Origin of the sequence: Streptomyces sp. NPDC059456, from assembly GCF_042750055.1 — a bacterium.
Classification (GTDB): domain Bacteria; phylum Actinomycetota; class Actinomycetes; order Streptomycetales; family Streptomycetaceae; genus Streptomyces.
This window is the reverse complement of record NZ_JBHYVA010000005.1, coordinates 26,823-42,771: the sequence shown is the minus strand read 5'-3', so window position 1 is coordinate 42,771 and position 15,949 is coordinate 26,823. Positions and strand designations below refer to the sequence as shown.

General features: G+C 74.4%; 8 protein-coding genes. 7 read left to right on the top strand and 1 reads right to left on the bottom strand.

Annotation, left to right across the window (positions count from 1 at the left end; genetic code table 11):
• Nucleotides 1-291: 291 nt before the first annotated feature.
• Complete coding sequence (locus ACFXA3_RS01500) at nucleotides 292-1,287, bottom strand: GlxA family transcriptional regulator (protein WP_385180389.1); 996 nt, start codon at nucleotides 1,285-1,287, stop codon at nucleotides 292-294.
• Nucleotides 1,288-1,339: 52 nt separating this feature from the next.
• Between ACFXA3_RS01500 and ACFXA3_RS01495 the strand changes: the two genes are divergently transcribed.
• The 7 genes from ACFXA3_RS01495 (at nucleotide 1,340) to ACFXA3_RS01465 (ending at nucleotide 15,845) form a co-directional block, all read left to right on the top strand.
• Nucleotides 1,340-1,735, top strand: a complete 396-nt coding sequence (locus tag ACFXA3_RS01495; protein WP_385180387.1) for a cupin domain-containing protein — start codon at nucleotides 1,340-1,342, stop codon at nucleotides 1,733-1,735.
• 644 nt (nucleotides 1,736-2,379) lie between these two features.
• Nucleotides 2,380-3,714, top strand: a complete 1,335-nt coding sequence (locus tag ACFXA3_RS01490; RefSeq protein WP_385180384.1) for an MFS transporter — start codon at nucleotides 2,380-2,382, stop codon at nucleotides 3,712-3,714.
• 108 nt (nucleotides 3,715-3,822) lie between these two features.
• Complete coding sequence (locus ACFXA3_RS01485; RefSeq protein ID WP_385180381.1) at nucleotides 3,823-5,115, top strand: condensation domain-containing protein; 1,293 nt, start codon at nucleotides 3,823-3,825, stop codon at nucleotides 5,113-5,115.
• A 337-nt stretch (nucleotides 5,116-5,452) separates the two neighbouring features.
• On the top strand, nucleotides 5,453-8,728 hold the full coding sequence (locus ACFXA3_RS01480; RefSeq protein ID WP_385180378.1) for an amino acid adenylation domain-containing protein: 3,276 nt from the start codon (nucleotides 5,453-5,455) through the stop codon (nucleotides 8,726-8,728).
• The gene (locus tag ACFXA3_RS01475) at nucleotides 8,728-10,752 is read left to right on the top strand and encodes a non-ribosomal peptide synthetase (protein WP_385180375.1); all 2,025 of its coding nucleotides are present in this window, start codon (nucleotides 8,728-8,730) and stop codon (nucleotides 10,750-10,752) included. The genes ACFXA3_RS01480 and ACFXA3_RS01475 overlap by 1 nt, the downstream gene beginning before the upstream one ends.
• Nucleotide 10,753: 1 nt before the next feature.
• Nucleotides 10,754-12,685: a non-ribosomal peptide synthetase gene (locus ACFXA3_RS01470; protein WP_385180373.1), complete on the top strand. Its 1,932-nt coding sequence runs from the start codon at nucleotides 10,754-10,756 to the stop codon at nucleotides 12,683-12,685.
• The gene (locus ACFXA3_RS01465) at nucleotides 12,675-15,845 is read left to right on the top strand and encodes a condensation domain-containing protein (protein WP_385180370.1); all 3,171 of its coding nucleotides are present in this window, start codon (nucleotides 12,675-12,677) and stop codon (nucleotides 15,843-15,845) included. The genes ACFXA3_RS01470 and ACFXA3_RS01465 overlap by 11 nt, the downstream gene beginning before the upstream one ends.
• Nucleotides 15,846-15,949: the final 104 nt, after the last annotated feature.

Here is a 15,949-nt window from a genome sequence, read left to right as displayed (position 1 = left end):
GCGGTCGCGGTCGAGGTCTTCGGGCACCTCGACTTCGCCCTCACCGACCCTGAGCCCCTCTTCGAAAACACCGTCCGCGACGTACTCGCGATGCTGGGCGACCCGCCCGTGCGACCCGTTTGACAAGCGGCCGGCGGCCGGCGGCATGGGTGCTCCTCGGGCCCGGCTGCCCCCGAGATCATCGATGCCTGCCGCGCCACCGGTGAGGAGTGCTTGCCCCGGGCGTGGGTCCGTCTCTGCCGACCGGGCCGGATCCTTCAGCCGCTTCGGACGGGGACGGGCGTCCCTGCGTCAGTTCCCTTTTTCGGGCCCGAACCGGCGTCTGTACGCCGAGGGAGTGATGCCGGTCTCGCGGCGCATGAGAGACCTCAGATTGGCAGCCGTGCCCAACCCGCTTCGGCGTGCGACGATCTCGAAACGTGACTCGCCCCGCTCGATCAATCGGCATGCCAGGGCGAGCCGTTCTCCGGTGAGCCACATCAAGGGGGTCGTTCCCAGCTGCGCCCGGAAGCGGCGGTGCAGCGTCGCCGGGCTGACCGCCGCCCGTACCGCGAGGTCGGAGACGGTGAGCGGTGCGTCGAGCCGTTCCTGTGCCCAGGCCAGGACGGGGGACAGGGATTCGTCGGGGAGGTCGGGCATGGGGCGCTCCACGAACTGCCGCTGCCCGCCGTCGCGGTGCGCTGCGAAGACCAGTCGCCGGCTCACGGAGTTGGCGACCTCCGCGCCGTGGTCGCGGCGCACCACGTGCAGCCCGAGGTCGAGTGCGGCCGCGCTTCCCGCGGCGGTGAGGATGTCGCCGTCGTCCACGAACAGTACGTCTGATTCGAGGTGGACAGCGGGGAAGCGGGCGCGGAAGGCATTCGCCCACTGCCAGTGGGCGGTGGCCCGGCGCCCGTCGAGGACTCCGGCCTCGGCCAGGGTGAAGGCGCCGCTGCAGAAGCCGATCAGGCGGACGCCGCGGGCGTGCGCCCGTCGGATGGCGTCGAGCACCGCGGGTCTGCGGGGCACTTCGACGTCGGGGCGGTTGGGGACGATCAATGTGTCCGCCGTGTCGGCCGCCTCCAGGCCGGCGACTCCGGTGAGGGTGAAGAATCCGTCCCGCATCGCCGTACGGGGCTCGGGGGAGCAGAGCCTGAAGTCGTAGAGCTCGCGGCCGATCTCCGGTCTGCGGAGGCCGAAGACCTCGGTCGCGCAGCCGAGCTCGAAGGGGTTGGAGTTCTCGTCCACGATCACGACCACCCGGTGGACGCCCGCGGCATGAGCGTGGTGCGAGGATTCATTCGGCATGTGCAATTACTAGCACTTACTTCCGCCTGGCAAAACGGCGCAGGATGAGCCCATGAGCAACCAACCCGTCCTCCTCAGCAAGGCTCTGGCCTCTTTCGACGCCCTGTGGAGCCCCCGCATCGTCGCTCGCGTCAACGACTACGACGTCCGGATCGCCAAGGTGCAGGGCGAACACCTGTGGCACGCTCACGACGACACCGACGAGTTCTTCCTGGTACTCGACGGGGAACTGCACATTTCCTTGCGCGAGCCCGAGGGCGAGCGCACGGTCGTGCTGCCACGGGGTGCGGTCTTCACCGTCCCCGCAGGTACGGAGCACAAGCCCGCCGCGCCGGACGGCGCCGCGATCCTCCTCTTCGAGCCGACCGGAACGCCGACCGTGGGCGACCGCCACGACGAGATCCCCGCCCACGTGGACGCGACCACCGGACACCTCCTCGACACCTGAGCGGACAGGCGGAGCCCCCGGCCTCCGGCGGACGTTCATGCCGTACCCGGGCATGACGGCGATTCACCGTACGACGGCCGCCGAGGTGGTCTGGGTTCTGTCCGGCCGACCTCGGGCGGTGGCAGGATGCCGTCGCGTCCACGGCACCCAGCGCCGGTGGAGGCAGGGGGCGTTCCGCTTCGGCGGGCTGCAGCGCCGGCCCGTCCGCCTCGCCACACCGCCGCCGGTCCCGGGCGCCGGCCGCCGCCGGTCCGCTCGCCCGTGGTGTGGACCTGCTGTGCGGTCGTCGCAGCGCCGGAGTGCCGGAGCGGCGGGATGGCGAGCAGCCTCTCGACCGCCGGGGCGAGGCCCGCACCAACGCTCGCCGAGACCCCGTGGAGCCGGACGACGGGGATTACGTCCGTTTTCGGTCAGGATGCAAGCAGTTGCTCTGGGTGAGCGCCGTCGCTCGGCGCCTCCGTGTTCCCTCTGTCCTCCCTTGCCCCACCTGCCCCGCGACGCGTGCAGCATCGACAGGAATTCACCCGGAGATACCCGGGGTAGCACGAAGATTTTCCTGACCTCTGCCCCAATGGCCGCAAAAGAAGTCCGAAAGTGACAGGTTTGCTTTGACCTTGATCGTCTGATCGGTGAAGGTCCTTCACATGTCCGACACATCCCAGGCCGTCACCAGTGGCCCTCTGCGCTTGCGCGACTTCCGACTGTTACTCGCGGGAGCCGCCACCGGACAGTTCGGCGCCCAGGTCACGCTCGTGGCCCTGCCCCTCGTGGCCGTCCTCGAACTCGACGCGCCCGCCTTCCAGGTGGGCCTCCTGACCGCTGCGGAGACCGCCGCTTTCCTGCTCGTGGGGCTCCCTGCCGGGGCCCTCACCGACCGCATGCGCAAACGGCCCCTGATGATCCGTGCGGACCTGGTGCGCGCCGCGGCCATGGCGAGCATCCCCGCCGCCGCGCTCGCCGGCGCCCTGACCATGGCCCAGCTCTACGCGGTCGCGCTCGTGACCGGCGTGGCGACCGTGTTCTTCGACGTCGCCCACCAGAGCTACCTGCCGCAGATCCTGCCCCGTGAGCAACTCGTCTCCGCCAACGGAGCGTTGGAAACGGTCCGGTCCACCGCCCAGGTGACCGGCCCCGGTCTCGGCGGTGGCCTGGTCCAACTCGTCGGAGCACACTTCGCGGTCATCGTCGACGCCATCGGCTACCTGCTCTCCGCCCTGTTCCTCCAGCGCGTCGAGAAGGCCGAGGAGACACCCGAACGCGTCGCCGGAGGCTCCCTGCGCAAGGAGATCGGCGAGGGTGTCCGCTTCATCCTCGGCCACCCGCTGCTCCGCGTCATCGCCCTCACCACCGGCCTCGCCAACTTCTGTACGGCCGTCCTCATGGCGACGCAGACCGTGCACCTCGTCCGCGTCGTCGGGCTCGAGGCGGGCGGCCTGGGGCTGGTGCTGTCCGCGTCTGCCGTGGGAGGGCTCCTGGGCGCGCTGTGCGCCGGGCGCATCGCCGCACGGCTGGGGCAAGCGCGGCTCATCCTCTGGTCCCTCCTGGTGACCGGCCCGTTCGCGCTGCTGTGGCCCCTGTCCGGGCACGGTGTCGCCGGGGCGCTGCTCTTCGCCGCCGGATCGGCGGTCGTCTCCTTCGGCGCCGTCGTCTACAACGTCGCGCAGGTCAGCTTCCGCCAAGGCATGTGCCCGCCACGACTGCTCGGCCGGATGAACGCCACCCTGCGCTTCCTCATGTGGGGCACCCTGCCGCTCGGCGCGCTCCTGGGCGGGGCCCTCGCCCAGTCCTACGGGACGCGCACGACGCTCGCCTGGTGTGCCGTCGGCATGCTCGCCGTACCGCTGCCGCTGCTGCTCTCGCCGCTGCGCCGGATGCGGGACCTGCCCGCTCCGCAGGATGACGACGACGCCGCCCACGGAACACCGGGGAAGGCGGCACCCGACGGAGGCGATCGCCCGGCCCCCGCACCCACCGGCTGACCCGGTTCACGACGCGCGCCGCAGGGGCCGATCCTGCGCGGGCGCCACCCGCCGGCGCACCGCCCGCGGGACGACGGCCCCGACCAGGGCCATGACAGAGAGGACCACGTGCCCAGCATCACCAGTCAGTACCTGGCCCGCTACCGACGTGTGGCCGGCGACCGGTCCGGCAGCCTGCTGCCGGTCACCGGAGCACAGCGCCGCTTCCTGCTGGTGCGTTCGCTGGACCCGGCGGGACGCCCCGACCTGGTGCCGATGTTCTTCGCGTTCCCGCACGGAACCGTCGACCCCGAACGCCTTCGGGCCGCCGCCCGCAGGCTCGCCGCGCGGCACACCGCCCTGCGCTCGCGCCCCACCGTCGTCCGCGGCACTCCCGTCCTGTCCGTCACCACCGACCCGGACGTCAGCGTGACCCGGCCCGCCCTCGCACCGGGGGAGTCGCCCGCCGAAGCGCTCCGTCGCGCGCTGGCCTCCTGGGACGCGCAGGGCCCCTCCCTGAGGCTGTTCCTCGTACCCGACGCGGAGCGTGAGGAGGACGTCCTGGCCGTCGTCCTCGACCACGCCGTCTGCGACGGGCGCTCACTGGCAAGGATCGTCGACGAACTCGGCGCCGCCTACGCCGAGGAAGCCACCGGAGGCCGCCCCGCGCCCGAGGAGACGGAGGCCGAACCGGCCGCCTACCGGGACGCGGTCCTCGGCCAACTCGCCGCCGAGGAGAAGGCGGAGACGCCCGAAGCCGCCGCGTACTGGACGGACCGGCTGCACGCGGTGCACGCCCACGCTCCCGCGCCCCGCCCGGCACGCCTACCGGACGGCGCGAGGTCCAGCGGCGCCGCGCAGGCCCGGCTGCCCGCGCACGACGACGGCCTGCCCTTCCCCGCACTGCTCGACGCCTGCCGCTCCGCGGCCCGCGAGCTGTACGGCCCCGACCGCGCGGTCCCGCTCGGCTACCCCTGGGGCGGGCGCCCCGGGGGAGCGGAACCGGTCGTCGGCTGCTTCCTCAACACCCTCGTCTGCCCGCTCGACACCGGCCACGGGCCGGCCTCGCAGGTGACGGCCGACGGGTGGTGGGACGACCTCGACCGGGCCGACGTACCGTTCGACGCGGTCGTGGCCGCCGTGCGGGCCGCCGGCTCGGGCTGGACCGGAGGCCTCGACGGACTGCTCACCGTGGACGACGACACGCGCCGCCCGCCCCTGCGGCTGGCCGGTGTGGAGGGACGGGAGGTCCACATCGAGGGAAGACCGGTCCGCGGTCCGTTCGCCGTCTCCGTCACCCAGGGGGCCGAAGTCCGCCTGCGGATGGTGTGGGACCGGGCGGTACTCGACGACGAGAGCGCGCACCGGGCGTTCGACGCCCTCACCCGCGCCCTGCGCCCCTCGGACCACGCCGTGCAGTGACCCCGCCGCCGGGCCGTCACAGGACCGGGTCCCACCGCGGCACCACCCGCACGCCGCGACGACGGCGCCCCCGGCACCCGGTCCGACGCGCGCCCCCGGGCGTGCCGGGGCCCACGACCGCGACCCCGCGCACCCGCACCCGCGCCCCCTGCCCTCCCCGCACCGCGCGGAGCCGGCGCGCCCGTGCCACCCCGCCGCGCACCATCCAGGCTTCCCCCCACGGCATCCCCACGCAGAACACGGCACCGCGCGACCCGCGAAGCCGTCCGCACGACCACCGGACACGACACGACCGTGACCGGCACCGAGACCCACCCGACAACCCCAGGGATCGCCCATGCTCCCCCTCTCCTCCTCGCAGGAGATCGTCTGGCTGCACGAGCAGATGCAGCCCGGCAGTCGCGCCTACAACTTCACGGCCTCACTGGACCTGTGGGGCACGCTCGACACCGACGCGCTGCGCCGCGGACTCGCGGCCACCTTGGCACGCCACCCCGGCCTGCGCCTCGAACTCGTCGCCTCCACCGGATCCGTACCGGCGCAGCGCGTCGCGCCGCTCTGTACGCCGAGACTGCACACGGCCGACCTCAGCACGGAAGAGGACCCCGAGGCGGCTTTCGCCCGGCTCCTGCGGGCGGAGGCCGAGAGCCCGCTCGACACCTTCGAAGCACCGCTGATCCGGTGGACGCTCGTGCGACTGGCCGGGCAGCACCACCGGCTGATCCACGTGGAACACCACCTGATCCACGACGGACACTCGTTCGCGATCCTGCTCGACGACGTCTTCCGCGTCTACCGCGCCCACGTCCTCGGCGAGACCCTGGAGCTCCCGCCCGCCCCGTCGTACGCGGACCACGTCCGCGCCCAGGCCGGTGCAGGGGCCGCGTACGCCCCCGAATCGCTCGACTTCTGGCGGGCCGAACTGCGCGACCGGCAGTACGACCTGCCACTGCCGGGCCTGACCCGCCCCGGTGCGCGCCGCAGGCACCACGGCGGCCAGCTGCGCCAGACGATCGGTGCCGACCTCGCCGAACGCCTGCGCGGGCACGCCCGTGCACGCGGCCTCACCCCCTTCGCCACGCTCCTCGGGCTGTTCGCCGAGCTCCTGCGCCGGCACAGCGGCCGCTCGCGCATGGTCATCGGCACCGCCGTCGGCAACCGCCCCCGCGGCTACGAGGACGCCGTGGGCATGTTCGTCAACACCATCGCGCTCCCGCTCGCCCTGGACGCAGCCGCCCCCGCCCAGGACACCATGGACGAGGTCACCGACACCCTCATCCGGGCCCTGCCGCACCAGGACGTACCCGTCCAGGAGCTGACCCGGGCGCTCGGCATGCACACTTCCGGCGCCGACAACCCGCTCTTCTCCGTCATGTTCAGCGCCCACGACGCACCGCTGCCGGAGATCGACGTACCCGGCCTCGACGTCACGCTCTTCGAGGGCTTCAACACCGGCACCACCCGCTTCGACCTCGACGTGGTCCTGCTCCCGGACGACCGCCGCGGCGTCACCCCGCGCCACGGCTCGCCCGGCATGACCCTGGTCTGGGACTACGACGCCGACCTCTTCGGCGAAGACGTCGCACGCCTGCTCGCCGGCCGCTTCCTGGGCCTGCTGCGCGCCTACCTCGACGACCCCGAGACGCCACTGGCCGATCTGGAACCGACCCTCGTTCAGCCCGCAGCCGCGCCGCTGCCCGTTCCGGCCGACCGTGATCCGCTGGACCCCGTAGCCGCGCACGACCCCTCGCTGCCCGCACTGCAGTGCGGCGCCCGCCACCTCACCTACGGCGAACTCGACGAGCAGGTGGGCTCGCTCGCCCGGCGACTGCGCACGGCCGGTGTGACGCCCGGCCTGCCGGTGGCCGCGGTACTGCCCCGCGGGACCGACTCGGTCGTCGCCCTGCTCGCCTGCCTGCGCACCGGCGCCGTCTACTGCCCGCTGTCCCCGTCGGACCCGCCGGCCCGGCTAGCCCTGCTGCTGGAGCGGCTCTCCCCGGCGCTGGTCCTCACCGGTGACGACGCGCCGGAACTGCCGGGGGCGCTGCCGACCGCCCGGACCGACGCCCCGGTACTGCCTCCCGCGCACGCAGCCGCCGTACTTCCCGGCACGGCGTACGTCATCCACACCTCCGGATCCACGGGGACACCGAAGGCGGTCGCCGTCGGTCCCGCGGCGCTGGCGCACCACATGACATCGGCCGCCGACCGGTTCGGCCTCACCCCCTCGGACCGGGTCCTGATGTTCGCCCAGCCCTCCTTCGACGTGTCGCTGGAGGAAGTACTGCCGACCCTGCACGCCGGCGCGTGCCTGGTCCTGCCGGCGTACGAGGTGCCCACGGGCGCCGAACTCGCCGGACTGCTGGTGTCCCACCAGGTCACCGTCGCCAACCTGCCCACCAGCTACTTCCTCGCCGTCCGCGAGGACCTGCGGCCCGCGCTGCGGGACGGGAGCTGGGCGCCCAGGCTCCTGGTCCTCGGCGGCGAACGCCTCCCCGCGACCGCCCTGCGCGGGGTCCTCGCCGACACCGACGCCACCGTGCTCAACGTGTACGGAGTCACCGAGGCCGCCATCAGCTCGACCGTTCACGAGGTCGCCCGCGACTCCCTCGCCGAAGGCACGGAGATCCCCCTGGGCACCGAGTTCCCGGGCGAGCGGGTCCTCGTCCTGGACGCCCACCACCGCCCCCTGCCGGCCGGCGCGGTCGGTGAACTCGCCGTCGCCGGGCCGGGCCTCGCCGAGGGGTACGCGGGCAATGCCGATGCCACGGCCGCCCGGTTCGTCACCCTCGACGCGCTCGACGGGGAGCGGGTCTACCTCACCGGAGACCTCGGCTACCGCGGCCTGGACGGCCTGCTGTTCTTCCTCGGCCGACGCGACAACCAGATCAAGCTGCGCGGTCACCGCATCGAGCTGGAGGAGATCGAGGCGGCGGCGTCCGCGGTGCTGGGCGGACGCTCCTGCGCCGTCGTCCTGGACCGGGAGGGCCCCGGCGGGCCCCGACTCGTCGGTTTCCTCGAAGACGGACCCGGCGGCGCGGCCTTCGACGAGAAGGCGCTCCACTCCGAGCTGGGCCGCCGCCTGCCCGCCCCCCTCGTGCCGGCCCGGTGGGCACGGCTGGACAGCATGCCGACCCTCGCCGGCGGCAAGCCCGACCGTACGACGCTGTCCCGGCGGGCCGCCGCGCTCGACCCCGACGGCACCGCGGCGGTCGGCACCGGCACCGAGCCCGGCACCGGCACCGAAGCCGGCACCGGCACCCAGGCCGGGCCCGGAACCGGGCCCGACGGCAGCGGGTCGGCACACGGCAGCGGGTCCGCGTCCGGTACCGGTACGGGTACCGACGCCGGGGCCGCGACCACCCCGGTTTCCGACGACCCGATGACGGCTCTGCTCGCGGAAGGCTGGCGCAAGGTCCTCGGCCACGGCCGGTTCGACGCCCGCTCGCACTTCTTCCACAGCGGGGGCCATTCCCTGCTGGCCGCCGAGCTGGCCGCCTGGCTGGAGCCCCGGCTGGGTGTGCGCCCGCCGTTGAGGGTGCTCTTCCGCCACCCCGTCCTCGCCGACCAGGCCGAGGCCCTCGCCACCACTGCCACCTCCACGGAGTCGTGATGACCCAGCCCCCGACCGCGCCCGCCATGCCCGCCGCCGACTCCGCGTCGCGCAGCACCCGTAGCGGAACCCGTACCAGCGCTGGCGCCGGCGCCAACAACAACGCCAACACCGGCACCGGCACCGGCACCGGCACCGGGCAGAGCGTCGCCCACGGCCCCGCCGCCGAACCGACGCGTGTGCTCGCCCGCTTCGAGGAGTGGGCCCGGCGCACCCCGAAGGCCCCGGCAGTGATCGACGGCACGGGCATCTGGACGTACCAGGACCTCGACGCGGCGGCCGCACTGGCCGCCAAGGACCTGGCCGACCGAGTCCGGCCCGGTGACCTGGTCGGCGTCTGCCTCGACCGGTCCACCGCCCTGGTGGTGACCGCCGTCGCACTCGCCCGGATCGGCGCCGTCTACCTGCCGCTCGGCCCCCGCCCCGGCGAACGCCGTATCCGGGCCGTCACCGAAGACCTCGATGTCGCCTGCCTCATCGCCGACGCCGCAGTCCTGCCCGAGGACTACCGGGGCGGCGAGCACGTGCCCCTGCTGCTGCCCACCGACGGCGTCAACGCGCCCGCCGCCGCGGTCGCGGCCTTCGCCGGCACCGTCCGCGGCACCCGGCGCGCACCCGAAGGCGCCCTGTACGCCGTCCTCACCTCCGGTTCCACCGGCCGCCCCAAGGCGGTGGCGGTGGCGGAGCCCTCGCTCTCCGTCGCCCTGGACTGGTACCGCGCCGAGACCGGCCTCGCACCGGGCGACCGCCAGTCCCTGCTGATAGGCGTCGCCTTCGACCCGCATCTGCTGGAACTGTGGGCCGCCCTGACCTCGGGCGCCGCCCTCGTCCCCGCCCCGGACGACACCCGCTGGGATTCGCAGGTACTCACCGACTGGTGGCGCGACACCGCCCTCACCCACGCCGTGGCGGCCACTCCCACCGTCGAACCGCTGCTGGACCGGCCGTGGCCGCAGGGCCTGAAGCTGCGCCACCTCGTCGTCGGCGGCGACCGGATGCGCCGCCGCCCCGGCGCCGACGTCACCGCGACCGTCCACAACGCCTACGGACCCGCGGAGGCCACCGTCCTCACCACGGCCCACGCCATGCGGGCCACGGACCCGGAGGCCGGCGACCAGGCCCCGCCGCCCATCGGCACCGCGCTGCCGGGCGTCACCCTCGTCGTCACGGACGCCCAAGGCCACCCCGTCGCCCGCGGGGAGGACGGCGAACTGCGCGTCGGAGGCCACTGCCTGGCCCTCGGCTACCTCGACGCGGAACTCACCGCACGCCGGTTCGCCCCGCCCCCGCCGGACCTGGCGATGCCCGCCCTCGACCGCCTCTACCGCACCGGCGACCGGGTACGGATGAACCCCGACGGCAGCCTGGACTTCCTCGGCCGCCTCGACGACCAGGTGAAGGTCAGCGGCGTACGGATCGAACCGGCCGAGGTGGAAGCCGCATTCGAGCAGGATCCCCGCGTGCGCACCGCCGTCGTCACCGTGCTGCGCGACGGCACCGGCCACGTCCGCCTCGTCGCACACGTACGGACGGCGAACGGCTGCGAACCCGCGCCCGCGGAGCTCCTCGACGCCGTCCGCTCCTGGCTCCCGGAGCAGGCCGTGCCCGCCGCCGTACGGATCGTCGACGGCTTCCCGCTCGACGCCAACGGCAAGGTGGACCGACCCGCCCTGGCCGCCCGGGAACAGGACCAGGTTCGGATCCAGGACCAGGCCCAGGACCAGGCCCAGGTGTCCGGGGCGCTGCGGGCCGCCACGGACGACCTCACGGACGCCGCCACCACGGCCACCGAGCGGCTCGTGCTGACGGCCGTGCGCGACCTCCTCGGCCGGTCCGGCATCGGTCTCGGCGACAACTTCACCGACGCCGGCGGCACCTCCATCGACGTCGCACGGCTGCTGGCCGTCGTCGAAGGCGATACCGGAGTGCGCCTGCGCGCCCCGGAGCTGCTGCGCAGCCACGACCTGCGCGCCCTCGCCGCCCTCATCGACCGTCGCCGGACCCCGCGACCGGAAGGAGCCTGACATGACGTCCGCCACCCCTCTCCAGCCCACCATCCCTTCGCCCGCCGCCCCGCAAGCGGCTCCCGGCACACGCAGCACCCATGACACCGGCCCCGCACCCGCACCCGCACCCATACCGGCACCCGCACCCGCACCCGCACCCATACCGGCTTTCACCCTGCCGGCACTCGTCGCCCGGCACGCCGAACGCACTCCCGACGCGCTCGCCGTCGTGGACGGCGACACCACCCTCACCTACCACCAGCTCCTGCGGTCGGGCCGCGCGCTCGCCGCTCGCCTGCGCGAGCACGAAGTGGTCCGCGGGGACCGCGTGGCGCTGCTGACGGCGCGGTCGTACCGCACCGTCGTGGCGCAGCTCGGGCTCTGGCTGGCCGGAGCCGTGTGCGTGCCCCTCGATCCGGCCCAGCCCCGGCCGCGAACCGAGGCGGTGATCGCCGACGCGCAGGTGAAACTCACCGTCGGCGACGCGAAACTGCTGGACGCGGCCGCGCTCCCCGGCCCCGTCCTCGCCCTGCCCGAGGAGCCGCTGACGACCGGCCGACCGGCCGACGAGTCCGACCCGGACGGCCCGGCGTTCATCATGTTCACCTCCGGCTCGACCGGTCGCCCCAAGGGCGTCCTCGTACCGCACCGTGCGATAGCCGAGCTGGTCACCGCGCCCGACTACGTCACCCTCACCAGCCGCGACCGCGTCCTGTTCCACTCGCCCATGACCTTCGACGCCTCGACGTTCGAAGTCTGGGCCGCGCTCGCCAACGGCGCCGCGGTCGTCGTCTGCACCGAGCAGCGGCCCTCACTGGAGGACCTCGCCCGGCACGTCGAACGGCATGGCGTGACGGTGGCGTTCTTCACCACCGCCCTCTTCCACCAGCTCGCCGCGCGCCGCTCCCGCGTCTTCGCGCAGCTCCGCTCGGTCGTCGTCGGAGGCGAGGCGATGGCCGCCGCGCCGGCACGCGACGTGCTCGGCGCCTTCCCGTGGCTGGAGCTCGTCAACGGATACGGGCCGACCGAGACGACCACGTTCGCGACCGCGCACCGGGTCACCGAGCGGGACTGCCGGGCGCCGATACCGATCGGCAGGCCCATCGCCGGGGCCACCGCGCACATCCTGGACGCCGAGGGCCGCGAGGTGGCCGACGGCGAGCGGGGCGAACTGTGGGTCGGCGGCAGCAGGCTCGCCCACGGGTACACCGGCCTGCCCGAACTCACCGCCGAACGGTTCGTCGTGCATGCCGACGGCCGGCGGCTCTACCGTACGGGCGACATCGTCTCCCGCCGATCCGACGGCGTCCTGCGGTTCCACGGCCGCAACGACGACCAGGTGAAGGTCCGCGGCTTCCGCGTCGAACCCGCCGAGGTCGAATACGCGCTCCGCGAGCAGCCGCACGTGGACGACGCCGCCGTCACCGTCGACTGCGCCGGAACCCCCGGGGCGCGCCTGGTCGCGTTCGTCGTCGCCGCGCCCGGCCCCGCGCCGTCCGGCGCCGCGCTCCGTGAGCGGCTCACCGCGTCACTGCCCGCCCACCTGGTTCCCGACACGGTCACGCTGCTGGAGCGGCTGCCCCTCACCCCGGCCGGCAAGGTCGACCGGCGTGCCCTCACCGGACGGGCACGTGCCGCCGAGGAGCGGCCCGCCGCCGAGCCCGCTGCGCCGATGACACCGCTGGAACAGGCCGTCGCCGAGGTGTGGGGCCAGGCACTGGGCATCGAGGTCACCAGCGCCGACGCCGAGTTCCTCCTCCTCGGCGGCCATTCACTCCTCGCCCTCGTCGTCACCGAGGACCTGCGCGAGGAACTGGGCGTGGAGATCTCCCTCGCGGACTTCTTCGCCGCCCCCAGCGTCGCCGCGCAGGCCGCGCTGGTCGAACGCGCACTCCTGGACGCCCACCGAGACCTGCACCCCGAGACCCCGGAGCACGGCGATGTCCACTGACACCGACTCCGCGGCCCACGACCGCCGCGACCGACTCCAGCGGGAACTGCTGCGCCGCGCCCGCGCCGGAACCGCCCACCGTGCGAAAGCCGAGCCCTCCGCAGCCACCGGTGCGGACACGGGGGTCGGCCGCCACGACGGTCACGTGGGCCACGACGCACCCCGGGACGCCGTCGCGCACGCCGCGGGCGTCCCCCTCTCCCGCGCTCAGCGCCGCATGTGGCTGATGGAGCGGCTCGGCGGCGCGGGCGACTCGTACCACGTACCCTTCGCCACGCGCCTTCGAGGCCCGCTGGACGTGGCCGCCTTCGCCTCCGCCCTCACCTCCCTGGTGGCCCGGCACGGCATCCTCCGCACCCGCTATCTGGAGCGCGACGGCGAACCCCGTCAGGAGGTGCTCCCCGTGCCGCCCACGGTGCCCGTCCACGTCGCCGATGCCGACCCGGCACACACCCCGGAGCTGCTCCGGCGCGAGACGGCCCGGCCGTTCGACCTGGCGGCGGGCGACTCCGTACGGGCACTCGTCCTGCGCCACGGCCCGCAGGACCACACCCTGCTGCTGACGTTCCACCACATCGCCGTGGACGGAGCCTCGCTGGAGACGGTGGCCGGCGAACTCGCCGTCCTCTACGCCGAGTACGCCGGGGAAGCGGGCCCGCACACCCTTGCCGCACCGCCGCAGTACGCCGACCACGCACGCCGCGAACACGCCGCCCTGCCCGGCCACGAGACGGAACTGAAGCACTGGAGCGACCTGCTGGCCGGGGCAGCCCCGCCACGCCTGCCCCGTCCGACGGCGGCGGCCACGCCGCGCACGTCCGCTCGCGCCACCGCGGCCGCACGCAGCGCGGCCCTCGCGCCCCACGTGCCGGACGCCCTGCGGACGCTGGGCGCACAGCACAGCGCCACACCCTTCGCCGTGTCGCTCACGGCCGCCTTCGCCGCGCTGCACCGCCTCACCGGCGACGACGACCTCGTCATCGGCGTGGCGAGCACCCACCGCAGCGGAAGCGCCATGCGCGCGCTGGTCGGCCTGTGCGTCAACACCCTGCCCGTACGGGTCGACGCCTCCGGTGCCCCGACCTTCTCCCAGCTGCTGGAACGGGTGAACGACGCCCTCCTCGAAGCCCAGCGCCACCGGCACATCCCCTTCGACCTGCTCCTCGAACGTCTCGGCGATCGGGCACGCGGAGCCGACGGAACCGCGCTGGTGCGCGTCACCTCGGCCCTCCTCGGCGAGCCGACGGTCCTCCGGCTGCCCGGTACGTCGGCCGAGTACGTCGACATCCCCTCCGACGCCGCGAAGTTCACCCTTTCGTACGGCCTGGGGCCGGGCGACGCAGCCGCACCGCCCCAGGCCCTCGTCCAGTACGACGCGAACGCGCTGGACGACACGGTGGCGGAGGCGGCCGTGCGGGACTACGCGGCCCTGCTGCACGCGGTGGCGGCCGACCCGGAACTCGTCCTGGCCGACCTGCCCCTGCCGTCACCGCACCACGGCCGGGGCCACCGGGAGGGCACGGGCGGCGTGTCCGATGCTCCGCCCCAGCCCGCGGACCGGCCCACCACGGCCACGGCCGGGCCCACCACGGCCACGGCCGGGCCCACCACGGCCACGGCCGGGCCCACCACGGCCACGGCCGGGCCCACCACGGCCACCGCCGGGCCCGCGCCGGCCACCGGGAGCAGCAGCCCGGATCCCGGCGACCGCCACCCGGCCGCGCAGGCCCTGCGGGCCCACCCGGAAGTCGCCGACGCCGTCGTGGTCCGGCCCGCGCAGGGGCCGGCCGTGGCGTACGCCGTCCTGCACGACGGCATCGGCCCATGCGGCCACGAACTGCTCGGCCTGCTGCGCCGATCGCTTGCGCCCGAGGCCGTACCCGCCGCGGTCACGCTCCTCGACGCGCTCCCGCGCACGGCCGGCGGGCTGCTCGACCGGGCGCGGCTGCCCGGACTGCCCGGGCCGAGCGCACCGTCCGGCCCCCGCGCCGAAGCGGTCCGGGAGGCCTTTACGGCCGTCCTCGGTCCCGCCCCCTCGCCGGACGACGACTTCTTCGCCCTCGGCGGCCACTCCCTCAAGGCCGTACAGCTCGCCGAACGGCTGCGGACGGCCCTCGCACTGCCCCTCACGGGCCTCGACGTGCTCCAGGCCCGTACGCCCCGGGCCCTGACCGCGCTCCTCGACGAGCGGGCGGCACGCCAGAGCGCCGCCCGTGCCCTGCGCCGGCCGGCTCCCCGCTCCCGGGACGTCCGCCCGGGCACGGTGCTGGTCACCGGCGCGACGGGCGGCGTGGGTGCGTTCGTCGTCCGTGAACTCGCCGCCCGGGGACGTCCGGTACTGGCGCTGGCCCGGTCCGAGTCCGCCCACCTGATCACCACCGAGGGCGTCGACGTCATCGAAGGCGACCTCGCCGACCCGGCAGGTCTGCGGGAAGCCGTCGCACAGGCCGATGCAGTGGTCCACGCCGCCTGCACCTTCACCCGCCACGACGTGGACCTGGCCGCGACGGAGGCGATGGTCGACGCCTGGCGGCGCGGGCCGTTCGTCTTCGTCAGCAGCGTCGACGCCTACGGGCAGCCCCGTACGGACCAGGTCACGGAGGAGACCCCGCCCCACGAGCCCGTCAGCCCGTACGGGAAGGCCAAGCTCGACTGCGAGGCCATGGTGCTGCGCGCGGCGGGGACCGAGGGACGCGGGGGCGCGAGCGCCCTGCGGTCACCGATCGTCTGGGGCGCGCACGACCGGCTGCGCGAACAGCTGCGCTGGGGCGCCATCGGCACGCTCTTCCAGTCCGCCCGCCAGGGCCGGCCGATCGCGCTGCCGCGTCCCGGTACGGGCGGCCACGGCTGGTACGGAGCTGCCTGGGTGCACGCGGCCGCCCTGGCCCGCGCGGTGGCCGAGTGCCTGGACCGGCCCGTACACGGAGTCGCCAATGTGTGCAGCGGCCACGTCTCCTGGCACGACCTCGCACGCGACCTCACGGAACTGCTCGACGCCCGTGCGGACTTCCACGAGACCGGCGCCGTCCCCCAGGACCTCGATCACCGCTGGCACTACGACAGCACCCGCCTGGCCCACCCCCTCCGGCCACGCCCCGGAGAGGACCGGCGGACCGTACTGGCAGACATGATCGGCCCGATGGCCTGCGACCCGGACTGACTTCGCGGCTGTTCCCGGACCGGCGGGCGCGTGCGGGCCGTCACCCTCGACCGGGTGGCGGCGCGCACGGGCGTGTGGGGGCGAATAAGCTGGGGCGGGGCCGC

Excerpts from the sequence above, each read along its gene's own strand:
- ACFXA3_RS01480 (WP_385180378.1), top strand. The coding sequence starts at position 5,453 with ATGCTCCCCCTCTCCTCCTCGCAGGAGATCGTCTGGCTGCACGAGCAG.
- ACFXA3_RS01470 (WP_385180373.1), top strand. The coding sequence starts at position 10,754 with ATGACGTCCGCCACCCCTCTCCAGCCCACCATCCCTTCGCCCGCCGCC.
- ACFXA3_RS01475 (WP_385180375.1), top strand. The coding sequence starts at position 8,728 with ATGACCCAGCCCCCGACCGCGCCCGCCATGCCCGCCGCCGACTCCGCG.
- ACFXA3_RS01490 (WP_385180384.1), top strand. The coding sequence starts at position 2,380 with ATGTCCGACACATCCCAGGCCGTCACCAGTGGCCCTCTGCGCTTGCGC.
- ACFXA3_RS01495 (WP_385180387.1), top strand. The coding sequence starts at position 1,340 with ATGAGCAACCAACCCGTCCTCCTCAGCAAGGCTCTGGCCTCTTTCGAC.
- ACFXA3_RS01500 (WP_385180389.1), bottom strand. The coding sequence starts at position 1,287 with ATGCCGAATGAATCCTCGCACCACGCTCATGCCGCGGGCGTCCACCGG.
- ACFXA3_RS01465 (WP_385180370.1), top strand. The coding sequence starts at position 12,675 with ATGTCCACTGACACCGACTCCGCGGCCCACGACCGCCGCGACCGACTC.